Source organism: Polaromonas sp. YR568 (assembly GCF_943369415.1).
In the GTDB taxonomy this organism is placed as follows: Bacteria; Pseudomonadota; Gammaproteobacteria; order Burkholderiales; family Burkholderiaceae_C; genus Polaromonas.
This window is the reverse complement of the sequence record NZ_CALRNF020000033.1, coordinates 21093-42341: the sequence shown is the minus strand read 5'-3', so window position 1 is coordinate 42341 and position 21249 is coordinate 21093. Positions and strand designations below refer to the sequence as shown.

Genomic DNA, 21249 nt, shown 5'->3' with positions numbered 1-21249 from the left:
GGTGAATCGCCGGGGACACCCCTCCCAAAAAAGAGGCCCGCTCACTCGGGCTCTATGCCGGCCGCCTTGATGATCTTTCCCCACTTGAGGGTCTCTTCCGCCTGGAATTTGCGCAGCTCCTCGGGATTGCTGGTGAAGATTTCGGTACCGCTGGACTGGTAGAAGGGCGCGGCCGACGGGCTGCGCGCGGCGCGGGCCAGCAGGTCGGCGAGTTTGGCAACCACGGGGGCGGGCGTGCCGGCCGGCGCATAGGCGGCAAACCAGTAGGTCATCTCATAACCCTTCACGCCCGCCTCGGCGATGGTGGGCACATCGGGCGCCAAGGGGGAGCGTTGCCGCGTGGACACGCCCAGCGCCTTGAGCTTGCCGGCCTTGACCTGCGGCAGGCCGGTGGTCATGTCGGTGATCATCATGTCGATCTGGCCGCCCAGCAGGTCGGTCACGGCCGGCGGATTGCTCTTGTAGGGAATGTTCAGGATGTAGGTGCCCGTCATCTGCTTGAACTGCTCGCCCGCCACGCGGCTGGAGGAACTGCCGCTGCCGAAGGACAGCCTGCCCGGCTTGGATTTGGCCAGCTTGATGAAGTCGGCGACGCTGTTCACGGGCAGCGCGGGGTTGACGACCATGATCTGGCCGCCGCGCCCGAGCGCCGTGAGCGGCGCGAAGTCCTTGACCGGGTCATAGGGCAGCTTCTTGAAGAGGTGCTCGTTGGCGGACTGCGTGGTGTTGGTGGTGATGAAGACGGTGTAGCCGTCGGGTTTGGCCTTGGCCGCCGCCTGGGCGCCTATGAAGCTGTTGGCGCCGGGCTTGTTGTCCACCACCACGCTGACCTTGCTGTCGTTGGTCACCGCCTGGCCGATGGCGCGCGCCAGTTGGTCGGTGGCGCTGCCGGCGGCAAAGGGCACGACAAAGGTGATGGGCTTGTCCGGAAAGCCCTGTGCCTGCGCCAGCCCGGGCGCCAGCGCGCACAGTGCGGCGGCGGCGAGCAGCAAGGGCTGCATACGGGGGGTCGTCGAGCTGCAGTTTGAGGGGGTCATGGTGTCTCCTTTGTAGTTTGAAAAATCAGTCGCTGTCCGTCAGGTCCGGCCCCGGGAGCAAGGGGGCCAGCGAGGCCGGAACTTCAATCGGCAAATCCAGCAGCCAGAAGGACAGGGCCTTGCCGTGGGTGTCCAGGTTCAGCGCGTCGTTGACACCGCCGTCCAGAACGTCATCGAGCACAAAGTTCAGCGCCGCGAGTCCCGGCAGTTCAAAGCGCTGCACACGCGCGGGCCGGCGATGGGCAAAGCGCCGCGCCACCACAGCCTCGGTCAGTTGCGCCAGCAGCACGGGGTAAAGACCAGGATGCCAGGCGATCACGCTGATGTTGGAGCGGTTGCCCTTGTCGCCGGTGCGGCCGTGGGCGGCGCGGTACAGCGGAACCGTGATGTGAGCTTCGTTCATGCGGCCTCCCGCAGCGAGTCCAGCATGTCGAAACGCAGCGGCACAGCGTTACGCGGCACCAGGCAGGACAGCGTATTGAGGCGCGGCGTCAGCGAGGTGCGCACGCCGCCGCCGCCGGCCGGGCCGCAGCAGTACAGCGCCGTGACCTCGCGCGGCAGGCGCTCGGCCTGCGCACGGTCGGCGTGGGTCGCGGCGACACGCAGGCGCACGTCGCGCGCATCATCGGCGGGGGTTTGCGCCAGCAGGCGGCCCGCGTCGTCGCCCATGATGCTCAAAACGCCGATGAGGTCCACGCGCAGCGCCAGTTCCGGCAGGCGCCGGCGCAGCACGTCGGCGGCCAGGCGGGCGCGCGCCTCGGCGCGCGGGCCGGCATAGGAGATTTCACCTTCGGCCAGCCAGCCGCCTTCGTGGCAGACATTGACTTTCAGGCTGGCTGGCCGCGCATGGCCGCGCACGCCCGTCAGGGCCACCCGGTCGGGGCCGGCCGCGGCGAGCCGCGCCTCGCTGATGTCGGCCACCACGTCGGGGGTCAGGTAGGCGGCCGGGTCGTGGACTTCATACAGCAGTTGCTCCTTGACGCCGGCCAAGCTGACCACGCCGCCGGTGTGCGCGGCCTTGCCGATGATGCAGTGGCCGTCGCTGCCGATTTCGGCGATGGGGTAGCCGACGTCGTGAAGGTCCGGCACGTCCTTGTAGCCCGGGTCGGCGAAATAGCCGCCGCACACCTGGGCACCACATTCCAGCAGATGGCCCGCCATGGTCGCGCGCGCCAGCCGGTCCCAGTCGTCGGCGCGCCAGCCGAAATGCGACATCGCCGGCCCCACCGTCAGCGACGGGTCGGCCACGCGCCCGGCCACCACGATCTGCGCGCCGGCGTCGAGCGCGGCGGCGATGGCTTCTGCGCCTATGTAGGCATTCGCGCTCACCGTACGGATGCTGTCCATGGCATCGCCCAGCTGCGCGCGCAGCAGCGCTTCGTGCCGCGCGCCCGACAGGTCGTCGCCACCGATCACCGCGATGCGCGGCGCCGGCAGGCCCATGCTCGCGGCCATGGCCCGGATATGCCGCGCGGCGGCCAGCGGGTTGGCGGCGCCGAAGTTGCTCACGATGCGGATGTTGTGCGCCAGGCAACGCGCCAGCACCGGCCGCAGCATCTCGTCCAGCAAAGGCTCGAAGCCGGCTTGCGGGTCGGCGCGGCGGCGCAACTGGGCGAGCGCCAGCGTCCGCTCGGCGAGGGTTTCAAAAATCAGGAAAGCCGGCCCGCCGCGCGCGATCAGCGTGTCCACCACCGGCCCGGCGGCATCCACCCGGTCGCCGGAAAATCCGGCGGCGCAGCCGATGAAAAGAGGAGCGGATGTGGGTTCAGTCATGGGCGGGCATGGGGAGCCCTGAATCTAGGCCTTGCGCATTTATTTGTAAAATCGAAAATTCTTATCCATTAAGCTGAATAGCAAATAAATGGCCGAACCCAACCTGTCCCTGCGGCAGCTGCGCGCCTTCCTGGCCCTGGCCGACCAGCGCAGTTTCACGCAGGCCGCCGCCACCTGCCACCTCTCGCAGCCGGCCTTCAGCGCGCTGATCCGCACGCTGGAGGGCGAGCTCAACACGCGCCTCTTCGACCGCGACACGCGCAGCGTGGAGTTGACGGCCGAGGGACGCCTGTTCGCGGACTCGGCGCGCCGCCTGGTCGGCGACTTCGGCGCCGCCCTCAGCGACCTGAACGACCATGTCGAACGCCGCAAGGGCCGCGTGCACATCGCCGCCCTGCCTTCGCTGGCGGCGGGCTGGCTGCCCGCGGTGTTCGCCGAATTCAGGAAGGCCTGGCCCGGCATTGAACTGAACCTCAGCGACCTGCTGTCGGACGCCTGTGTCGACCTGGTGCGCAGCGGCAAGGCCGACTTCGCGCTGGCCTCCACCGGCACCAGCCACGCCGGCCTGAGCACCCGGCTGGTCTGCACCGACCGCTTTTACCTGGTGTGCCGCAAGGACCACCCGCTGGCGGCGGAGGCTTCGCCGACGCTCAAGAAACTGGCGCCCTACCCGTTTATCCATATGTCGCGCAACAGCAGCGTACGGCAGGCGCTGGAAGCGGCACTGCATCCGCTACAGGCCAATACCGTGCTGGAGGTCGACCAGCTGGCCACGGCAGCGGGCATGGTCGAAGCCGGGCTGGGCATCAGCGTGGTGCCCGCGCTGACGCTGTTTCACTTTCAGCGAAAGACCCTGGTGACCCGGCCGCTGGCCGCGGGCAGCCTGACACGCAAGATTTACCTGGTGCGCCGGCAGGAAGGCAGCCTGTCGGCGGCCGCGCAAGCCCTGCACGACCTGGTGGTTGCATCCATGAAAGCCCGCACGCCCTGAAAGGCAGAGGCGGAGCGGCTAGCGCGGACGGCCCGCGCCCGCCAGCCAGTCCACCGCGCTGTGCGCCAGTGATTCCAGCGGCGCATCGCCGGCCAGGGTCAGCACTCCGGGCTCGGCCGAGGGATCCTGCAGCGCCTCGAACTGGCTGGCGACCAGGCTGGGCGGGTAGAAATGCCCGGCCCGCTGGCCCACGCGGCGCAGCGACTCGGCCTGGCTGATGGCCAGGTGCACAAACTGCAGCCCCGGGGCCGCGCTGCGCAGGCTGTTGCGGTAAGCCGCCTTGAGGGCCGAGCAGGTCAGCACCACGCCTTCGGGGTGGCGCGCCAGTTCGGCGCCCAGCTGCCGCAGCCAGCCGGCGCGGTCTTCGTCGGTAAGGGCAATGCCCTGCTGCATCTTGGCGATGTTGCCGGGCGGGTGAAAGTCGTCGCCTTCGATGAGCGGCAGGCCCAGCTGCGCGGCCACCAGGCGCCCGACGGCCGACTTGCCGCAGCCGGCCACGCCCATCACCACCACGCGCACCGCGGCTTGGGACGTATCGGCGGCGGAAGGGGAAAGGGTCTGGGGTACGGCGGTCATGCGCAAATTATCGCGGCCCGCCGGGGCTTTGCGCGTCGGGCCTGGAGATATCGGCAAAAGCCCGCGACACACGACATCCGCGGTGGGGTTTGTTATCGTGACGCAATGGCCTCACCGAAAAACGATTTTGCGATGTACTGCTGCGAGCTGCTGTCGGGCGTGGGGCCTTGCACGGCCAAGCGCATGTTCGGCGGTTTCGGCATCAGCACCGGCGGCCTGACCTTCGCGCTGGTGGCCGACCTGGGCGGCGGCGAAATCCTGTGGCTCAAGGCCGACGAAGGCACGCGCGGCCTGTTTGAAGCCCAGGGCTGCGGGCGCTTCACCTATGACATCACGCGCAACGGCGAGCGCGCCTCGCACAGCCTCAACTACTACAGTGCTCCTGAAGAGGCCATGGAATCAGCAGCCCTGATGCTGCCGTGGGCGCGGCTGGCGCTGGACTGCGCGCTCAAGGCGCGGGCGGCCAAGCCGGCCAGGAAACCCAAAACAACAGCGAAAACAAAAGCACCGCCGGCCAAAAAAGCCAAAAGCCGCGCATAAAAAAACCCGCAGCCTTGCAGCCGCGGGTTCAAAGCTCCCTTGCGGAAGGAGCCACTGACTAGAACGGTATCAATCGGAGAGCGGACTGGCTAAACCAGGTTGGACATGGCCAGCACGTTGTAGTTGTGCGGGTGCCGGCGCTGGTCGTCCCTGTAGACGTCAAAGTCGTGCCCGGCCGCCATGGGGCGGGCGCGGGCGGCGAGAAAAACCATGGCAAGCGGCGTCAGCAGGGCTTGGGCAGCAGCTGCCGCACCGTGCACCAGGCCGCGGGCCAGGCGGCCCAGGGCACCGGCGGCCAGGCCGAAGGCGGCGCGCAGGTCGCTCAGCGGCTGCAGCACACCGGCGCGCCAGCCGGCCTCCTCGGCGGCGGGTTGCCTGACGGCGGCGCCCGCGGCGACGGGCTCCCAGCTGAAATAGGCCGATGCGCCAAGGCCCGTGCTGAAGGATTCCATCACCAGCGACTCACCGGCCTTGAGCGTCAGGCTTTCGCCCCGGCTCAGGAAATGGTCGCCGGCGCGCACTTCGGCGTCCTGGCTGGCGAAGTCGAAGGTGGCCCAGACCCGGCCATGCGCAATGCGCAATACACCGGCCTGGGCGGCGTGCAGGGTCAGCGCCCGTCCCGCGCCCAGCTTCCAGAAGCCCGCCAACCCGTCAACCTGGCCGGTGGTGGCATCGGTAGCCTGTTGCAAAAAGCGGTCGCCTGCGTGAGAAGCTGAGTGGTCCATGGTGTTCTCCAAAAAAGGCACAAAGTGAGTGATGAGGGTTGAATCATCTCGCCACGAGCTTGCGCGGTCCAATGAAATCGAGGTAAGCTATTCATTCCATATTCGCATCAATCAATGAGGCTGTAATTGCCCTAATACCCTCGAACTGTCATGCTGCATTCACAAACCCATTTGCGTTCCCGGCCGATATCGGCGGGCCAGCTGCGGGCCTTCGAGGCCGTGGCGCGCCACCTCAACTTCCGCGCTGCCTCGGAAGAACTGGCCCTGACCCAGTCGGCCGTGAGCCGCCAGATCCAGGGCCTGGAGGAGGACGTGGGCGTCAGCCTCTTCCACCGCCACACCCGGGCCGTGGAGCTGACCACCGCCGGCGGCATCCTGCTGCGGGCCGTCACGCCCTCGCTGGAGCGCATCGACAACGCCGTGCGGCAGATACGCCAGACCGCCGGGCGCAAGAGCGTGTCGCTGACCACCTTCGCCTCCTTCGCGTCGATGTGGCTGATTCCGCGGCTCGAGGGATTCCAGCGCGACAACCCCGACATCGACATCCGGATTGATGCGTCGGACGTCGCGGTGGACCTGGATATTTCGGACCTGGACCTGGCCCTGCGCTACGCCCCGGCCAGCCACATGCCGACTAACGCGATACGCCTTTTCGGCGAGCAGATCACCCCGGTGATCAGCCCCTGGCTGCTCAAAAGCGGGCCGCGCCTGAAGAAACCCGACGACCTGGCGCAGTTCACCTTGATCGAGGCGGGCGACGCCCACCAGACGCATCTGGAATGGCTGACCTGGCGGCGCTGGCTGGACGAGCACGCCAGCCCCAAGCTGGAGGCCAAGCGCTGGCTGTACTTCAATTACGCCTACCAGATGGTGCAGGCGACGCTGACGGGCCAGGGCGTGGTGCTGGCGCGATTGCCCTTGATCGCCGAAAGCCTGGCCTCAGGCGACCTGGTCGAGCCCCTGCCGCAGACGCGCATGGAGTCGCCCATGAGTTACTGGCTGATCATTGGGCCGCGCAATGTGGCGCGGCCCGAGGTGCTGGCGTTTTGCGACTGGCTCAAGAACCAGGCGGCGCTGACGCGCGAGGCGATTGGGGATGTGCCTGATCCGGATACGGTCGACTCGCTGGATTAGCCTCTGTATTACTCCCTCTCCCCCTGGGAGAGAGTGGGGCTGAGCGCTGCGGCTACGGATGCGCCTGCGCGCATCCGGACAGCGCGAAGAAGCCCAGGCTCAGCCTGGGCTGCGGTCTGCAAGACAGGGCTGGCAGCGTATGAAAAGCAGGACTCATCCAAAACGGGGACACCCTCACCCTAGCCCTCTCCCAGAGGGAGAGGGAACAAGCGGGTATCAGGCCGCGCCGCGTTTCAACAGCCGTCCCGCACGCGCCTGCACCTTGGCGTTTGCCGCATCGGCAGTCCCGGCCACATAAGCCAGCTCGCCGTTCACAAACACCTTCTCGATGCCCTCCGACAGCGCGATCGGGTCTTCGTAGGTCGCGACGTCGCGCACGCGGGCCGGGTCCAGCACCACCACGTCGGCGTGCCAGCCGGGCTGCAGCTGGCCGCGCTGGTGCAGGCGGAAGTTGCGGGCCGACATGCCGGTCATCTTGTAGATGGCGGTTTCCAGCGAGAACAGCTTCTGCTCGCGCCAGTAGCGCGCCAGCACGCGCGGGAAGGCGCCCCACAGCCGCGGATGCGGGTGCTGGTCGTGCGGCAGGCCGTCGGAGCCGATCATGGTCAGCGGGTGCGCGATGACGCGTTTGACGTCGTCCTCGTGCATCTGGAAGTAGCAGGCGCCGCCCGGCTGCAGGCGGCGGCAGGCGGCTTTCTGGTCCACGCCCCACTCCTGGGCGATGGAGGCCAGCGTGCGGCCGGTCATCTCGGGGTGCGGGGTGGACCAACTCACGAGGATGTCGATCACGCCGTCGACCAGGTCTTCGCGCAGCACGGTGGAGCCGGCCACGTAGGGATAGACGTCCATGGCCACCGGCTGGCGCGCAGCCAGCGCTTCGATGAGCGGCAAGGTCTGCTTGGTGCGGCCCCAGTTGGCGGGGCCGGCGCATTTGTGGTGCGAGACGATGAGCGGCACGCCGGCGCTGAAGGCGGTGTCGCCGGCCTCGTGCAGGGCTTCGACGATGGTCGCCATCTCATCGCGCAGGTGCGTGCTGTAGACGCCGCCGAAACGCGACACCACACGGGCCAGGGCCACCACCTCGTCGGCGGGCGCGGCAAAAGCGGGTTCGTAAAACAGGCCCGAGGACATGCCGGCGGCGCCGCCTTCCATGCACTTTTCCAGCAGCGCGCACATGGCGGCCACTTCCTCAGGCGTGGCCGCGCGCTCGAGGTCGTCCATGCAGGCAAAGCGCAAGGTCGTGTGGCCTATCAGCACCGCGACGTTGACGGCCGGCTGCGCGGCGACCACGGCGCGCTCGTAGGCGTCGACCGAATCAAAACGGAAGGAATCGGCGCCCAGCAGGTTGAGCGGCGGCTCGGGCTTTTGCACCACAAAGGGCGCCAGCGAGATGCCGCAGTTGCCCGTCACTACGGTGGTGATGCCCTGCGAAACCTTGGGCAGCATCTCGGGATGGTTGAGCACAATGGCGTCGTCGTGCGTGTGCACGTCGACAAAACCCGGCGTGATCGCCATGCCCGTGCAGTCGACGCGCTTCACGTCCGCCTGCGCCAGGCCCTCGGGCAGCTGGCCCCACAGGCCCGCGCCCACGGCCGCGATGCGGTCGCCCACCAGCAGCACGTCGCCGGCATAGCCGGCCGCGCCCGTTCCATCAATCACCAGGCCGTTTTCCAGCAGCGTCGCACGCGTCATTTAATTTTGCTTTCGTTCACGGCCGTGACCGTGTCCCAATCGAGTTTCGGGTAGTGGCGCATGTCGACGCCGCGCGTGCTGAGCACTTCGCGCACGCCGCCCAGCCGCTTGACGGCCAGGTCGCCGAGGCGCTGGGCCACCAGCACCGTGAGGATTTCAATCACCGTGAGGTGGACCAGGTAGGCTTCGGTGCCCACGTGCATGACGGGATCGTCGGGCACGTGAATGCCGAGCACGATGTCGGCGCGCTTGGCCAGCTCGGTGCCCTGCTGCGTCAGCGCGATCACCGTGGCGCCCTGCGAGTGCGCCACCTCGACGGCCTCCAGCAGCGAAGGCATGCCGCCCACGTGCGAGATCGCGAACACCACGCCCTTGTTGCCTATGGTGGCGGCGGACACCAGCTGCAGGTGGGTGTCGAAGTAGGCGTTGGATATGAGGCCCAGGCGGAACAGCCTGGCCTGCATGTCGGAGGCCATGAAGCTGGAGGTGCTGCCCGCGCTGTAGCAGTCAACGCGCGTGGCGCGCACGATGGCGTCGGCCGCGGCTTCGGCCGCCTCCACGCCCAGTTGCGACTGCACGCCGCTGACGGAAGTGGCCGCGCCCTTGATGACCTTGGAGATCACCTCTTCGGTGCTGTCGTTCAGATGCACGCGGCGGTGCAGCGGCGAGCCGCTGACGGCCATTTCCTGCGCCAGCGCGAGCTTGAATTCGCGCAGGCCCGGGTAGCCCAGGTCGCGGCAGGTGCGCATGATGGTGGGCACCGAGCTGCCCGCGCGCTGCGCCAGCTGCTCGAAACTTTCGTCCAGCACGCGCTGCGGATCCTCGAGGATCAGGGCCAGCACGCTGCGCCGTGAAGTGGGCGCGCTGGCCATGGTGTCGGCAATTCTGGCAAGTACTTGGGACGTCATGCGGTGGTCATGAAACGAGTCATGCGTAAAAGGTAAAGGCCGGGGGCATGCGTGCCGCGCTTAAAAACAGGTCACCAGCGCGTCGCACACCGTGTAATTCTCATCGACAACCGGCATCCAGCGCCATTTGTCGAAGGTGGTGCAGGGGTGCGAGATGCCCAGCGCCACCATGTCGCCGACCCTGAGCGCCGCGTGTTCAGGCCCCTCGCCGCGAAGGTAGGCGTGCTGGTCGTTGAGGGCGCTGATCTTCCAGTCCGCCGGCGCGGCCACGGGCGTGCTGCCTGCGGCATTGACCGAGGACAGCGGTATCGGCAGTTCCAGGTCGTAAGACAGGTCGCGACGGCCCACGGCCAGGATGGCAAGGCCCGGCTCGGGACAGGATTGCACCGTGGCCCAGACTTCGATGGCCGGTTTAAGGCCGTCGCTGTCGTGCAGGCGCGCATTGACCGATCCAACCAGGCGCTTGTAGTTGCCGTGGTCGTGCGTGATGTAGCAGCCCGAACGCAGCAGGCCGCGCACCGGCTTTGAGAGTTTGGGCGTAAGCCAGCCGCTGACCAGGTCGAAGATGGCCGAGCCGCCGGCCGTCATCAGCACCTCGTCGCTGTCGAACAGGCCTTGCTGGTCGCAGGCCAGGGCGATGTCGCAGACGCGCTGCATCAGCGTGTCGGCATAGGCTTTGTCCGCCGCGGAATCGCCCGTGGCGCCCTGCCCTTCATACGTCTCTATGCCCACCAGGCGGCAGGCCGGGCTGGCGTGGAGGGCAGCGGCCAGCGCCATGGCGTCGGCCTGGTTGCGCACGCCTGTGCGCGCGCCCATGACGCCGATTTCCATCAGCACTTCGAAGGGCGAGACCACGGCGGCGGCATTTGCGCGCGACCAGGTTTCGATCAGCGCGAGCTGGGCTCGTGAGTCCACCAAAAATACGATACGCAGGCCGGGGTATTCGCGCAGCATGCCCTGGATGCCGGCCAGGTCGACGGCGTTCACGACCTGGTTGGCGATGAGCAGGCGCTGGGCGCCGGCGGTGATGCCCGCGCGCATCTGCGCGACGGTGGCGAAGGTCAGGCCCCAGGCGCCTTCGTCGAGCTGGCGCTTGAGCAGCTGCGGCGACATCGTGGTCTTGCCGTGCGGCGCCATGTCCACGCCCTGGCCTTTGGCAAAGCGCTGCATCCAGCCGAGGTTGTGTTTCATCGCCGACTGCTTGACGATGGCCAGCGGCAGCGGCAGGTCGCCCTTGAGCACGTTCCAGCCCTGCTTGCCCATGTCGGAGCGGCGCACCGGCCCGCTGTTGTGGGGGAAGCCCTTGAAGGAGCGGTCGAGCTGCGGGTCCAGGAGGTCTTGCAATGTGGTCATGGTGTCTGTCTTGATTGTCGGGCGTGTCAGGCGGCCATCAGCGCGGAGGCAGCGGGCACGGCGCCGGGGATGTCGTCGCGTATGCAGGCCTTGAAGCGGCCCTTGCCCATGTCGCGCAGCTCGGGCCGCGTGACGGAGCAGGCATCGATGGCATGCGGGCAGCGCGTGCGGAACACGCAGCCCGAGGGCGGGTTGACCGGGCTGGGGATGTCGCCCTTGAGCGCGATGCGTTCGCTTTTGTGTTCGGGATCGGGCTTGGGCGACGCGGCCAGCAGCGCCTGCGTGTAGGGATGCAGCGGCCCGGCGAACAACTCGGCCGTGGGCGCGATTTCCATCACGCGGCCGAGATACAGCACCACCACGCGGTCGCACAAATACTCGACCACGTCGAGGTCGTGCGAGATGAAGAGCATGGTCAGCGACAGCCGGTCGCGCAGGTCGCACAGCAGGTTGACCACCTGCGCCTGGATGGACACATCGAGCGCGGACAGCGGCTCGTCGGCCACGATGAACTCGGGCTCGACCGCGAGCGCCCGCGCCACGCCTATGCGCTGGCGCTGGCCGCCGGAGAACTCGTGCGGGTAGCGGCTGGCGTGTTCGGCGCGCAGGCCGACGAGCTCCAGCAACTCGGCGATGCGCTGCTCACGCGTCGCCTTGCCCTTGGCGAGACCATGCACCTGCAGGGCCTCGCCGAGGATATCTTTCACCCGCATCTTGGGGTTCAGGCTGGCGTACGGGTCCTGGAAAATCATCTGCAGCTTGCTGCGCAGCGCGCGCATGCGGCTGCTGGAGGCCGTGCCCAGGTCTTCGCCGCGGTACAGCACCTGGCCCGAGGTGGCCTCGATCAGGCGCAGCAAGGTGCGGCCTATCGTGCTTTTGCCCGAACCGGATTCGCCGACCAGGCCCAGGGTTTCGCCGGGCTGGATGCTGAAAGAGACGTCGTCGACCGCGCGTACCGGTTTCGTGGATGCGCCGAAATAACGCTGGAGGTTTTTGACCTCGATCAAAGGGGTGCTCATGCGGACTCCACCGTGGCAATAGCTGTTTCTTCCACGCGTATGCAGCGCGCGCTGCGGGTTGGGCCGGCGGGCAGCAGCGCGGGCATGGCGTCACGGCAAGGCGGGATCGCCAGGTCGCAGCGCGGCTCGAAGGCGCAGCCCGGCGGCGGCGACAGCGGGCTGGAGACCTGGCCGCGAATGGCGTAGAGCCGGCGTTTGGCGCCGCTCTGGCCGCTGGCAAGCTCGCGTTTGCGTTGCTGCGCGGGCAGGCAGGCCAGCAGGCCTTGGGTGTAAGGGTGGCGCGGCCGGGCGAAGAGTTCGCGCACGGGCGCGGCTTCCACGATGCGGCCGGCGTACATGACGGCCACGTCGTCGGCATGGTGGGCCACCACGCCGAGGTTGTGGGTGATGAACAAAATGCTCATGCCGGTCTCGGCCTGCAGCCGGCGCATGAGCTCCAGGATTTGCGCCTGGATGGTCACGTCGAGCGCGGTGGTGGGTTCGTCGGCGATCAGCAGCGTCGGGTTGCAGGCCATGGCCAGCGCGATCATCACGCGCTGGCGCATGCCGCCCGAGAGCTGGTGCGGGTATTCGTGCAGGCGCTGCGCGGCGGCCGGAATCTCCACGAGTTCCAGCATGCGCAGGGCGTGGGCCAGCGCGGCCTTGCGGTCCAGGCCCATGTGCAGGCGCACCGATTCGGCGATCTGCTCGCCCACGGTGAAGACCGGGTTCAGGCTGGTCATGGGTTCCTGGAAGATCATCGCGATCTCATTGCCGCGTATGCGCCGCATCTCGGCTTCGGGCAATGACAGCAAATCCAGCGTCTGGCCGGCGCGGTTGGTGAACATGGCCTCGCCGCTGACCTGCGTCGACGCGGTGCGCGACAGCAGGCGCATCAGCGTGAGGCTGGTCACCGACTTGCCGGAGCCGGACTCGCCGACCAGCGCGGTGGTCTTGCCGGGGCGGATGCTGAAGCTGACGTCGGCGACGGAGCGGATCAGGCCTTCGTCGGTGTCGAAGAAGGTGCTCAGGTGGCGCACGTCGAGGCGCAGTGGCTCGGCGGCAGGCGTTGAAGTGGTAGTCATGGGGTGTCGTTTTTTATCAAAGCGCACGTGATTCAAACGTGCCGGGAAGGCGTGAAGAAATCGTAGCGAGCGCCTCAAGCCCGGCATGAGGACCGGAGCCGTACACAAGTACGGTGAGGACCGGAGTGCCGGGATTGTGGCGCGCAGTAGATTTGTTCATGCCTTCTCACATCGATTTTTTGAGCCGCGGGTCCAGCAGGTCGCGCACGCCGTCGCCCAGCAGCTGCAGCGACAAGGCCGTCAGGATGATGGCCAGGCCGGGGAACAGCACGATCCACAGCGCCTCATGCGCGTACTGCTGGCTGCCGGCCACCATGGTTCCCCAGGTCGGGATTTCAGGCGGCACGCCCACACCCAGGAAGGACAGCGCGGCCTCGGCCAGGATGGCATAGGCAAAGATGAAGGAGGCCTGCACCAGGATGGGCGACATCAGGTTGGGCAGGATGTGGCGCAACAGAATGCGCCCGGTGGAAACGCCCACAGCGCGCGCGGCCTCGACAAACAGCAGCTCGCGCACCACCAGCGTGGAGGCGCGCACCACGCGGGCCACGCGCGGCGTGTAAACCAGCACCAGCGCGAACACCACGTTGAGCATGGACGGCCCGAGGATGGCGACGAGTGCGATCGCCAGCAGGATGTCGGGGAAGGACATCATCGCGTCGACCACACGCATGATGGGCGCATCGAGCCGGCGGAAGAAACCGGCCACCAGGCCGAACAGCGTGCCCAGCACGATGGAGCCTATGGCCGTGAGCGCCGCGATGGTCAGCGAATAACGCGCGCCGAAAGCGATGCGCGCGAACAGGTCGCGACCCAGCTCGTCGGTGCCCAGCAGATGTTTGGCCGTGGGCGCGGAGAGGCGCTCGCGCACCGCCGTGTCGTTGGGGTCGTAGCCGCTGACGACATTGGCCAGCAGCGCGACGATGACCACGATCAGCAGGCAGATGCCGGCCGCCAGCACGATGCGGCGGCGGAACAGCTTTTTCAGCGTGAGGGGGATTTTCATACTTAATACTTCACGCGCGGGTCGACCAACATATAGAGCAGGTCGGTCAAAAAGTTGATCACCACATAAATCATGGCGATCACCAGCAGCGCACCCTGGATGACCGGGTAGTCGCGGCGCAGCACGGCGCTGACCACGAGGTTGCCGACGCCGGGCAGGCCGAACACGGTTTCCGTCACGACGGCGCCGCCAATCATGAGCGCCACCGTCAGGCCCAGCACGGTGACGATGGGCACCAGCGCATTGCGCAGCGCGTGCTTGAGCACCACCACGTTTTCAGACAGCCCCTTGGCGCGCGCGGTGCGCACATAGTCTTCACCGAGCACGTCCAGCATGGAAGCGCGCGTGAAACGGATGATGAGCGCGGAATTGAGCACGCCCAGCACCACCGAGGGCAGCACCAGGTAGTGCACGCGCTCCAACAATGTGGCGCCCGGGTCGCCATAACCGGAGACGGGGAACCAGCCCATGGAGACCGCGAAGATCTGCATCAGCACCAGGCCGAACCAGAAGCTGGGCACGCTCGCGCCCAGCATGGCGAAGCCGGTGAAGAGCTGGTCGATGAACTTGCCGCGGAACACCGCCGAGACGATGCCGCAGGGCACGCCGATCAGCGCCGCGATAAAAACCGACAGCAGTGCCAGCAGGGTCGTGGGCTCGGCCCGCTCCCACAGCGCCTGGGTCACCGGACGCTGCAAAAAGATGGACTGGCCCAGGTTGCCGTGGGACAGTTCCTTGAGCCAGTAGCCGAACTGCACGGGCAGCGGCTTGTCCAACCCGTAGAGCTTTTGCGCGCTGGCGATGTCCTCGGCCGTGGCCTGGTCGCCCAGCAGCACCGCGATCGGGTCGCCCGAGGCGGCGCGCGTGAGCACAAAGACGATGACGGCCACAATGGCCATCACCACCAGCATGCCCATGACGCGTGACAAGAGATAACGGGTCATGACCTTGCTCTATTCAACGGAGGTGAAATCTTTTTTTGCATTCGAAAGCGCTCCAAATCAACCTCACGACACCCGGCCAAAAACGAAGCGAACCAAAACCAGTTGAGCCGCGGAACCGGCTTTGCCGGGCCGCAGGCGGGCGGCCCCTATACGTGAGGAAAGGGGCAGCGCGCCGCAGGCTCGAAGTGAAAAGCGTGGGGGCTCATTTCAAACCAGCGTTCCAGAAGAACGGCCAGGTGGAAGGCACATACCCTTGCAGCGCCGGCGACTTGGCCGACAGGCTGTTGAACTTGCCGACGTTGATGTAAGGCACTTCGTCGTACACCACCTGCTGCACCGCACCCCAGAGGGCGCCGCGCTTGGCGGGATTGGTTTCCTGGTTCAGCGCGGCCAGCGTGGACTGCTTGGCCGGTGACGACCACCAGCCCGGCGCACCGTCGCCCAGTTGGGGCGGCGACAGCATGGGCTCGGGGAACTGGCCCGAGTGGGTGATGTAGATGTCCCACAGCTTGGAGTCGCCGCGGCGCTGCACCAGGGTGGCCCAGTCGACGACGTTGAGCTCGGCCTTGAAGCCGGCGCGCTTGAGCTGCTCGGCCATGATCAGGGCCATGTTGTAGTGGAAGTCGTACTGGCGGCTGGTCAGGATGCGGATGGTCTCGCCCTTGTAGCCGGCGGCGGCCGACTGGCCCTTGGCCTTGGCGGCGTCGCGTTCGTTGTACAGCGCCGAGCCGGCGGCCGAGTAAAACGGCGTGCCCTTGGGAAAGTGATTCGGCTCGGCCGTGAAGAAGCGCGTGTCGCCGAAGCCGGCGGCCAGCATTTCACCTTCGCCGAAGCTGGTCTGCACGGCCTTGCGCAGCGGCAGCGAGGCCATCACGCCTTCCTTGGTGTTGAACACGAAGTAAGGAAAGCCGAAGGACGGCGTCAGGATGGGCACGGTCTTGCCGCCGGATTTTTCCAGGCGTCCGAGCGCTTCGGTGGGCAGCAGGTCGGCAAAGTGGTACTGGCCGGCCAGCGAGCCTTCGACGCGGGTGTTGGCGTTGGGCACGGGGATGAAGCGCAGCTCTTCGGCGATCGCAACCTTCTTGCCGCCGTAACCGGTGGCGGCTTCCTTGCGGGCCGAGTACTGGTCGAACTTGCTGAGCAGCACGTACTGGTCGGGACGGCGCTCCTTGAACTTGTAGGGGCCGGTGCCGATGAATTCCTTCAGCGGCGTGGCAATCGATTCCTTGGCCATGATGGCGGCCATGCCCGAAGGCAGCGCCAGCTGCGGCAGCAGCGGGGCGTACGGGGCCTTGAGGACGATTTCAATGCCGTTGGGGCCGCTGGCCGTGAGGCTGTCGATTTCCTTGGCCAGCGCCTTGCCGCGCGGCGAGACGTCCATCCAGCGCTTGAGGCTGAGCACCACGTCTTCGGAGTTGAGTTCGCGGCCGTTGTGCAGCATCACGCCCTTGCGCAGGGGGATGCTGTAGCGCTTGCCGTCGGCCGAGACCTTGGGCAGGCTTTCGGCCAGCATGGGGACCATCTTCCAGTTGGCGTCGAACGTATAGAGAGGCTCGTACACGTGCTGCATGATGGTGGCCGTCAGGTCGGCGGTGGTCGCCATCGGGTCCAGCGTGGCGGGCTCGGCGATCATCGCCAGGTTGAGCGCCGATTTGGAAAGCGCCTGGGCTTGCGCGGACATCGGCAACAGCGCCGAACCACCCACCACCAGGGCCAATGCAACCGCCGTGCGACGGTTGAGCAGGAATTTTTGCAGCATGCCGATCTCCTTAAAAGTGAAAGTAATTTTCAACTTGCAAAGAATATGCCACCCAAAAATACCTAGAAATTGGTACAAACCCTAGGTTATGGGCGCTAAAACTGAAAATATATTTCACATTTAGGTTTATGCTGCATGGCTTTGGGGCGTTGCAACCCCACTGTGACAGCCCTGACGCACCAGCTTGGGTGCGCGGGCCGTTTGCCCTGCCTTGCCGGTAGCGACCTGCCGGCAAGCCACCCATTGTTCACCTAATAAGGAGTCTTCGCAATGTCCGCACTGGAATACCTCGGCAACCCGCCCATCGCTTCCGACCACCAGCCCCGCCCGTTTTCGCCCGCCGTGCGCGCCGGCGATTTTGTCTACGTCTCGGGCCAGGTGCCGGGCGATGAAAAAGGCGAAATCGTGCAGGGCGGCATCGAGGTGCAGACGCGCCAGGTCATGAAAAACATCCAGGCCGCGCTGGCCCTGGCCGGCTGCACGCTGGACGACGTCTGCAAGACCACGGTGTGGCTGCAGGACGCGCGCGACTTCGGCAGCTTCAACCGCGTCTACATGAGCTACTTCGGGAACGGCAAGCCGGCCCGCTCGACGACCGAAGCGCGCCTGATGGTTGACGCGCGGGTGGAGATCGACGTGGTGGCCTACAAGCCCAAGGCCTGAGGAGTACCCGGCACATGACCCGAATCGTCCGCGTCGCCGCAGCGCAGCTGGGACCCATTGCCCGCCTTGAGAACCGCGAGCAGGTCGTCACCCGCCTCATCGCCCTGCTGCGCCAGGCCGCCGCGGATGGCTGCGACCTGGTGGTCTACCCCGAGATGGCGCTGACCACCTTCTTCCCGCACTGGGAAGTCACGGACCCGGTTGAGCTTGAAAGCTATTACGAAAAAGCCATGCCCGAAGGAGCGGTGACGCGCCTGTTTGAAGAAGCCGCGCGGCTGAAGATCGGCTTCTCGCTGGGCTATGCGGAACTGGCCGGCACAGCGGACACACCGCGCCACTTCAACAGCTCGGTGCTGGTGGGCAAGGACGGCCGCGTCATCGGCAAGTACCGCAAGATCCATTTGCCCGGCTACGCCGAGATCCACCCCGAGCATCCCTTCCAGAACCTCGAAAAAATGTATTTCGAAGTCGGCGACCTCGGCTTTCCGGTGTTCGACGCCTTCGGCGGCACGCTGGGCATGTGCATCTGCAACGACAGGCGCTGGCCTGAAACCTACCGCCTGCTGGCGCTGCAGGGCGCCGAGCTGATCACGCTGGGCTACAACACCCCCCTGCACAACCCCGGCCAGGACACGGGCCAGAGCCCCGAGCAGCGGCGCTTCCACAACCACCTGTGCATGCAGGCCGGCGCTTACCAGAACAGCAGCTGGGTCGTGGGCGTGGCCAAGGCCGGTATCGAGGAGGGCTGCGAGATGATGGCGGGGACCTGCATCGTGGCGCCTACGGGCGAGATCGTCGCCGAGACAAAAACGCTCGGTGACGAACTGGCGGTTGCCGATTGCGATCTGGATGCTTGCATTCCCGGCAAACGGGGCGAGTTTGATTTGGCGCTGAACCGCCGGCCTGAGCACTATGGGTTGTTGGTGGAGGCTTCGTAGCTATTAGCCAATACCAACAAGGACACGCCATGGCGTGTCCTTGTTTCTTCAGGTGTTCGGTATTGGTATCCGGCTGTTTGGTATTTCTGTCCCCACCCCTTGTGGATGCGCCGAGGAGCGCAGGGCCAGACGGATCAGGGCAAAAACTTGTTTGAGCCGCAGGCGAGTTGTTTTTGACCCCGGCTGGACCGAGCACCGCAGGTTGCCCGCAGCGAAGCGGAGGGACGCAGCAACCAGGGTCGCCTTTTCTTTTGCTTACTTTTCTTTTGGCGAAGCAAAAGAAAAGTGAGTAGCTGCCGGGCTACCCCCGGCCAGCAACTCGCAGAGGAGAGCGCACCGCCGGCGCAAGACCCGGCAACTCAAACCGGCCAAACCACCCCTTTGTCATTAAGAATCGCATCCAAAGGAATATCGTGCGGCTCAGGCTCCATATCCGGCAGCCAGCCATGCGTATACCCCAGCCCGACAGTAAACGGCCTCGGCTGCAAGGTCGCCAGCGTCCGGTCGTAAAAACCACCGCCATAGCCCAGCCGGTAACCCCCGGGCCCATACCCCACGCAGGGCACGAACAGCAGGGTGGGAACAATCACCTCGGTGTCCTTGGGTTTGGGGATGCCGTAGGCGTCTTCTTCCATCGGGCAGCCGGGGTACCAGGCGTGGAAGGTCAGGGTTTTGTGCAGCTTGTTGACCACCGGCAGGCCGATCTTGCGCGGCGACCTCGCCGCGATGCTTTCGGTGGCGAGCTGGGCGGTCTCCACCTCGGCCAGCGCCGGGTTTGACGAAGAATCCTGACTCAGGATCGCGTCTTCCTGCCATCGATACAGCGCGGGAAGCGGGTCAAACTCCCCTTTGATGGGCCAATAGGCGCCAATCACCTCATGGGTGGAACCGACCAGCCAGATGCGCATCACACGCTGTAGCAGGTCGGCGCGCTCCAGGCGGTCCGGCATGTTCAATCGCGCTTCAACCAGCGCTTTACGGGTACTTAATTTGTCCATAATGTCCCAGATGCTATACAACTTTCTTACCAGCCCCCTGCGGGCAGCGGCGCTGGCGCCCATTTTGGGCGCGGCGGCCTGCCTCGCGCTGCTCGCCCCGGCGGCGGCGCAGACGCCTTCCACGGCGGGCGACACCGTGATCGTCGAGATGAACAAGGCCTTCAAGCGCGGCGACAGGGGCCGGCTGGCGCAACTGTTGCCGCAGGCCAGGGGCCATGCGCTGGAGCCCTGGGCCGCCTACTGGGAACTCAAGCTGCGCCTGGGCGAGGCCGGCCCGCAGGAGGTGCAGGACTTTCTGGGCCGCTACGCCGGCACCTACCAGGAAGACCGCCTGCGCAACGACTGGCTGCTGCTGCTGGGCCAGCGCCGCGACTGGGCCGGCTTTGCGGCCGAGTACCCCAACTACCGCATGAACGACGACAAGGAAGTGCGCTGCTACGCGCTTCTGGTCGAAAACCTGAAGAACCCGGCGGCCGATGCGCGCCTGGCCGACGAGGTGAAGAAGAACTGGTACGCGCAGCGCGAAGCCGACGACGGCTGCACCTCGGCCGCCGAACGGCTGGTGGGCACCAAAAACCTCACGCCGCAGGACGTCTGGGTCAAGGCCCGCCTGGCCACTGAAGCCAACCGCCCGCGCGCGGCGGCGGCCGCCGTGCAGATCGTCGCGCCCGATGCCGGGGCCATGCTGAGCGACCTGAACGCCAGCCCCATCAAGTTCCTGGCCGGCAAGCACATCGCGCTGAGCAAGGCGCGGCGCGAAATCATCACGCTGGCGCTGATCAAGCTGGCGGTCGGCGACGTCGACGGCGCGGCCTTCCAGATGGAAAACAAATGGGGCATGCAGCTGAGCACGGAAGAGCGCAACTGGGTCTGGGGCGTGATAGGCCGGCAGGCCGCCACGCGCCTGGGCACGGCGCCGGCCGGCGACGCGCTGCAGTATTTCGCGAAGGTCACCAAGGACACCGACCTCAGCGACGACATGCTGGGATGGAAGGTGCGGGCCGCGCTGCGCGCCGGCAACCAGCCCAACTGGGCGCTGGTGCTGGCGGCCGTCAACGCCATGAGCGAGGACACGCGCAAGGACCCCACCTGGAGCTACTGGAAGGCGCGCGCGCTGCTGGCCACCGCGCCGCCCGATGCGGCGCCCAGGCCCGTCGTCGTGGCCACCACGCCCGGCGTGGTGCAAACCATCCCCACCGGTATCACGATTTCGCCGCAGCGCGCCGAGGCGCTGGCTTTGCTGCAGTCCTTCGCGTCGGTGCGCGGCTTTTACGAGCAACTGGCGCTGGAGGAGACCGGCCAGAAGATCACCGTGCCGGCCAGACCCGCGCCGCTGACGCCTGAAGAGAAAGAGGCCGCGCGCCTGAACCCGGGCCTGAACCGCGCCGCCTACGCGATCGCCCTGGGCCTGCGCCCCGAGGGCACGCGCGAGTGGAACTACAGCACCAACCTGCACAAGCGCGGCGGCATGGCCGATCGCGAACTGCTGGCCGCCGCCCAGTTCGCCTGCGACCGCCAGATATGGGACCGCTGCATCAACACCAGCGAGCGCACCAAGGGCGAGATTGATTTCGAGCAGCGCTTCCCCATGCCCTTCCGCGAAACGGTGACCAAGCGCGCGCAGTCCATCGGCCTGGACCCGGCTTACGTCTACGGCCTGATCCGCCAGGAAAGCCGATTCATCATGGATGCGCGTTCGGGCGTGGGCGCCTCCGGCCTGATGCAGGTCATGCCCGCCACGGCGCGCTGGACCGCCAAAAAAATCGGCATGGAAGGCTTCACGCAAGACCAGCTCAACGACCGCGACACCAACATCGCGATCGGCACGGCCTACCTCAAGCTGGCGCTGGACGACCTGAACGGCTCCATGCCCATGGCCGCGGCCGCCTACAACGCCGGCCCCGGCCGGCCGCGCACCTGGCGCAACGGCCCGGTGCTGGACGCCGCCATCTGGGCCGAGAGCATTCCCTTCAGCGAGACGCGCGACTACGTGAAAAAAGTGCTGTCCAACACCACCAACTACGCGGCCATCCTGACGGGGCAGCCGCAATCGCTGAAGGCCAGGCTGGGAACGGTGGGGCCGCGCGATGCGGCGCAGCCTGAGCCTTACAAGGACCTGCCTTAAAGAA

Annotated in this window: 20 protein-coding genes; 6 read left to right on the top strand and 14 right to left on the bottom strand. The window is 66.6% G+C overall.

Annotated features, from left to right (window positions below; genetic code table 11):
* Window positions 1-41 precede the first annotated feature (41 nt).
* From ACLV74_RS19435 to ACLV74_RS19425, 3 genes are read right to left on the bottom strand one after another with little or no spacing between them, the layout of a single operon-like run.
* A complete protein-coding gene (locus ACLV74_RS19435; RefSeq protein WP_411881060.1) occupies window positions 42-1037 on the bottom strand; it encodes a Bug family tripartite tricarboxylate transporter substrate binding protein in 996 nt (331 codons plus the stop codon).
* Between the two features lie 25 nt (window positions 1038-1062).
* The gene (locus ACLV74_RS19430) at window positions 1063-1440 is read right to left on the bottom strand and encodes a hypothetical protein (RefSeq protein ID WP_411881059.1); all 378 of its coding nucleotides are present in this window, start codon (window positions 1438-1440) and stop codon (window positions 1063-1065) included.
* Window positions 1437-2810 (bottom strand): acyclic terpene utilization AtuA family protein, encoded by a 1374-nt coding sequence (locus tag ACLV74_RS19425; protein ID WP_411881058.1) that lies wholly within the window; start codon window positions 2808-2810, stop codon window positions 1437-1439. Before ACLV74_RS19425 ends, ACLV74_RS19430 begins: the two co-directional genes overlap by 4 nt.
* Before the next feature lie 88 nt (window positions 2811-2898).
* Here ACLV74_RS19425 and ACLV74_RS19420 point away from each other — a divergent pair, with 88 nt between their 5' ends.
* Window positions 2899-3801 carry a LysR family transcriptional regulator gene (locus ACLV74_RS19420; RefSeq protein ID WP_411881057.1) on the top strand — a complete coding sequence of 301 codons (903 nt, stop codon included), beginning with the start codon at window positions 2899-2901 and terminating at the stop codon, window positions 3799-3801.
* An 18-nt stretch (window positions 3802-3819) separates the two neighbouring features.
* On the opposite strand, the gene ACLV74_RS19415 is transcribed toward ACLV74_RS19420, so the two are convergent.
* Window positions 3820-4377, bottom strand: a complete 558-nt coding sequence (locus tag ACLV74_RS19415; RefSeq protein ID WP_411881056.1) for a gluconokinase — start codon at window positions 4375-4377, stop codon at window positions 3820-3822.
* A 105-nt stretch (window positions 4378-4482) separates the two neighbouring features.
* Here ACLV74_RS19415 and ACLV74_RS19410 point away from each other — a divergent pair, with 105 nt between their 5' ends.
* Window positions 4483-4917, top strand: coding sequence for a TfoX/Sxy family protein (locus tag ACLV74_RS19410; protein ID WP_411881055.1), 435 nt, complete (start codon window positions 4483-4485; stop codon window positions 4915-4917).
* Window positions 4918-5006: 89 nt separating this feature from the next.
* Here ACLV74_RS19410 and ACLV74_RS19405 read toward each other — a convergent pair whose 3' ends face one another.
* Window positions 5007-5642 carry a DUF2917 domain-containing protein gene (locus ACLV74_RS19405; protein WP_411881054.1) on the bottom strand — a complete coding sequence of 212 codons (636 nt, stop codon included), beginning with the start codon at window positions 5640-5642 and terminating at the stop codon, window positions 5007-5009.
* Window positions 5643-5792: 150 nt separating this feature from the next.
* Here ACLV74_RS19405 and ACLV74_RS19400 point away from each other — a divergent pair, with 150 nt between their 5' ends.
* Entirely contained in the window at window positions 5793-6776 is a 984-nt protein-coding gene (locus ACLV74_RS19400; protein WP_411881053.1) for a LysR substrate-binding domain-containing protein, read from the top strand.
* Window positions 6777-6992: 216 nt separating this feature from the next.
* Here the strand turns inward: ACLV74_RS19400 and ACLV74_RS19395 are convergent, their stop codons facing one another.
* From ACLV74_RS19395 to ACLV74_RS19360, 8 genes are all read right to left on the bottom strand, one after another.
* Window positions 6993-8468: an N-acyl-D-amino-acid deacylase family protein gene (locus ACLV74_RS19395; RefSeq protein ID WP_411881052.1), complete on the bottom strand. Its 1476-nt coding sequence runs from the start codon at window positions 8466-8468 to the stop codon at window positions 6993-6995.
* Window positions 8465-9376 (bottom strand): MurR/RpiR family transcriptional regulator, encoded by a 912-nt coding sequence (locus tag ACLV74_RS19390; protein WP_411881051.1) that lies wholly within the window; start codon window positions 9374-9376, stop codon window positions 8465-8467. Before ACLV74_RS19390 ends, ACLV74_RS19395 begins: the two co-directional genes overlap by 4 nt.
* Before the next feature lie 60 nt (window positions 9377-9436).
* Window positions 9437-10729 carry an alanine racemase gene (locus ACLV74_RS19385; protein ID WP_411881050.1) on the bottom strand — a complete coding sequence of 431 codons (1293 nt, stop codon included), beginning with the start codon at window positions 10727-10729 and terminating at the stop codon, window positions 9437-9439.
* Window positions 10730-10755: 26 nt separating this feature from the next.
* The gene (locus tag ACLV74_RS19380; protein WP_411881049.1) at window positions 10756-11748 is read right to left on the bottom strand and encodes an ABC transporter ATP-binding protein; all 993 of its coding nucleotides are present in this window, start codon (window positions 11746-11748) and stop codon (window positions 10756-10758) included.
* On the bottom strand, window positions 11745-12812 hold the full coding sequence (locus ACLV74_RS19375; protein ID WP_411881048.1) for an ABC transporter ATP-binding protein: 1068 nt from the start codon (window positions 12810-12812) through the stop codon (window positions 11745-11747). The genes ACLV74_RS19380 and ACLV74_RS19375 overlap by 4 nt, the downstream gene beginning before the upstream one ends.
* A 166-nt stretch (window positions 12813-12978) precedes the next feature.
* Window positions 12979-13818 (bottom strand): ABC transporter permease, encoded by an 840-nt coding sequence (locus ACLV74_RS19370; RefSeq protein ID WP_411881047.1) that lies wholly within the window; start codon window positions 13816-13818, stop codon window positions 12979-12981.
* A 2-nt stretch (window positions 13819-13820) separates the two neighbouring features.
* Complete coding sequence (locus ACLV74_RS19365; protein WP_411881046.1) at window positions 13821-14762, bottom strand: ABC transporter permease; 942 nt, start codon at window positions 14760-14762, stop codon at window positions 13821-13823.
* Window positions 14763-14964: 202 nt separating this feature from the next.
* Entirely contained in the window at window positions 14965-16521 is a 1557-nt protein-coding gene (locus tag ACLV74_RS19360; RefSeq protein ID WP_411881045.1) for an ABC transporter substrate-binding protein, read from the bottom strand.
* Between the two features lie 270 nt (window positions 16522-16791).
* Here ACLV74_RS19360 and ACLV74_RS19355 point away from each other — a divergent pair, with 270 nt between their 5' ends.
* On the top strand, window positions 16792-17184 hold the full coding sequence (locus tag ACLV74_RS19355; RefSeq protein WP_411881044.1) for a RidA family protein: 393 nt from the start codon (window positions 16792-16794) through the stop codon (window positions 17182-17184).
* Window positions 17185-17198: 14 nt separating this feature from the next.
* Window positions 17199-18122: an N-carbamoyl-D-amino-acid hydrolase gene (locus ACLV74_RS19350; protein WP_411881043.1), complete on the top strand. Its 924-nt coding sequence runs from the start codon at window positions 17199-17201 to the stop codon at window positions 18120-18122.
* 359 nt (window positions 18123-18481) lie between these two features.
* Here the strand turns inward: ACLV74_RS19350 and ACLV74_RS19345 are convergent, their stop codons facing one another.
* Window positions 18482-19120 carry a 5-formyltetrahydrofolate cyclo-ligase gene (locus ACLV74_RS19345; RefSeq protein WP_411881042.1) on the bottom strand — a complete coding sequence of 213 codons (639 nt, stop codon included), beginning with the start codon at window positions 19118-19120 and terminating at the stop codon, window positions 18482-18484.
* A 10-nt stretch (window positions 19121-19130) separates the two neighbouring features.
* Between ACLV74_RS19345 and ACLV74_RS19340 the strand changes: the two genes are divergently transcribed.
* The gene (locus ACLV74_RS19340) at window positions 19131-21245 is read left to right on the top strand and encodes a transglycosylase SLT domain-containing protein (RefSeq protein ID WP_411881084.1); all 2115 of its coding nucleotides are present in this window, start codon (window positions 19131-19133) and stop codon (window positions 21243-21245) included.
* Window positions 21246-21249: the final 4 nt, after the last annotated feature.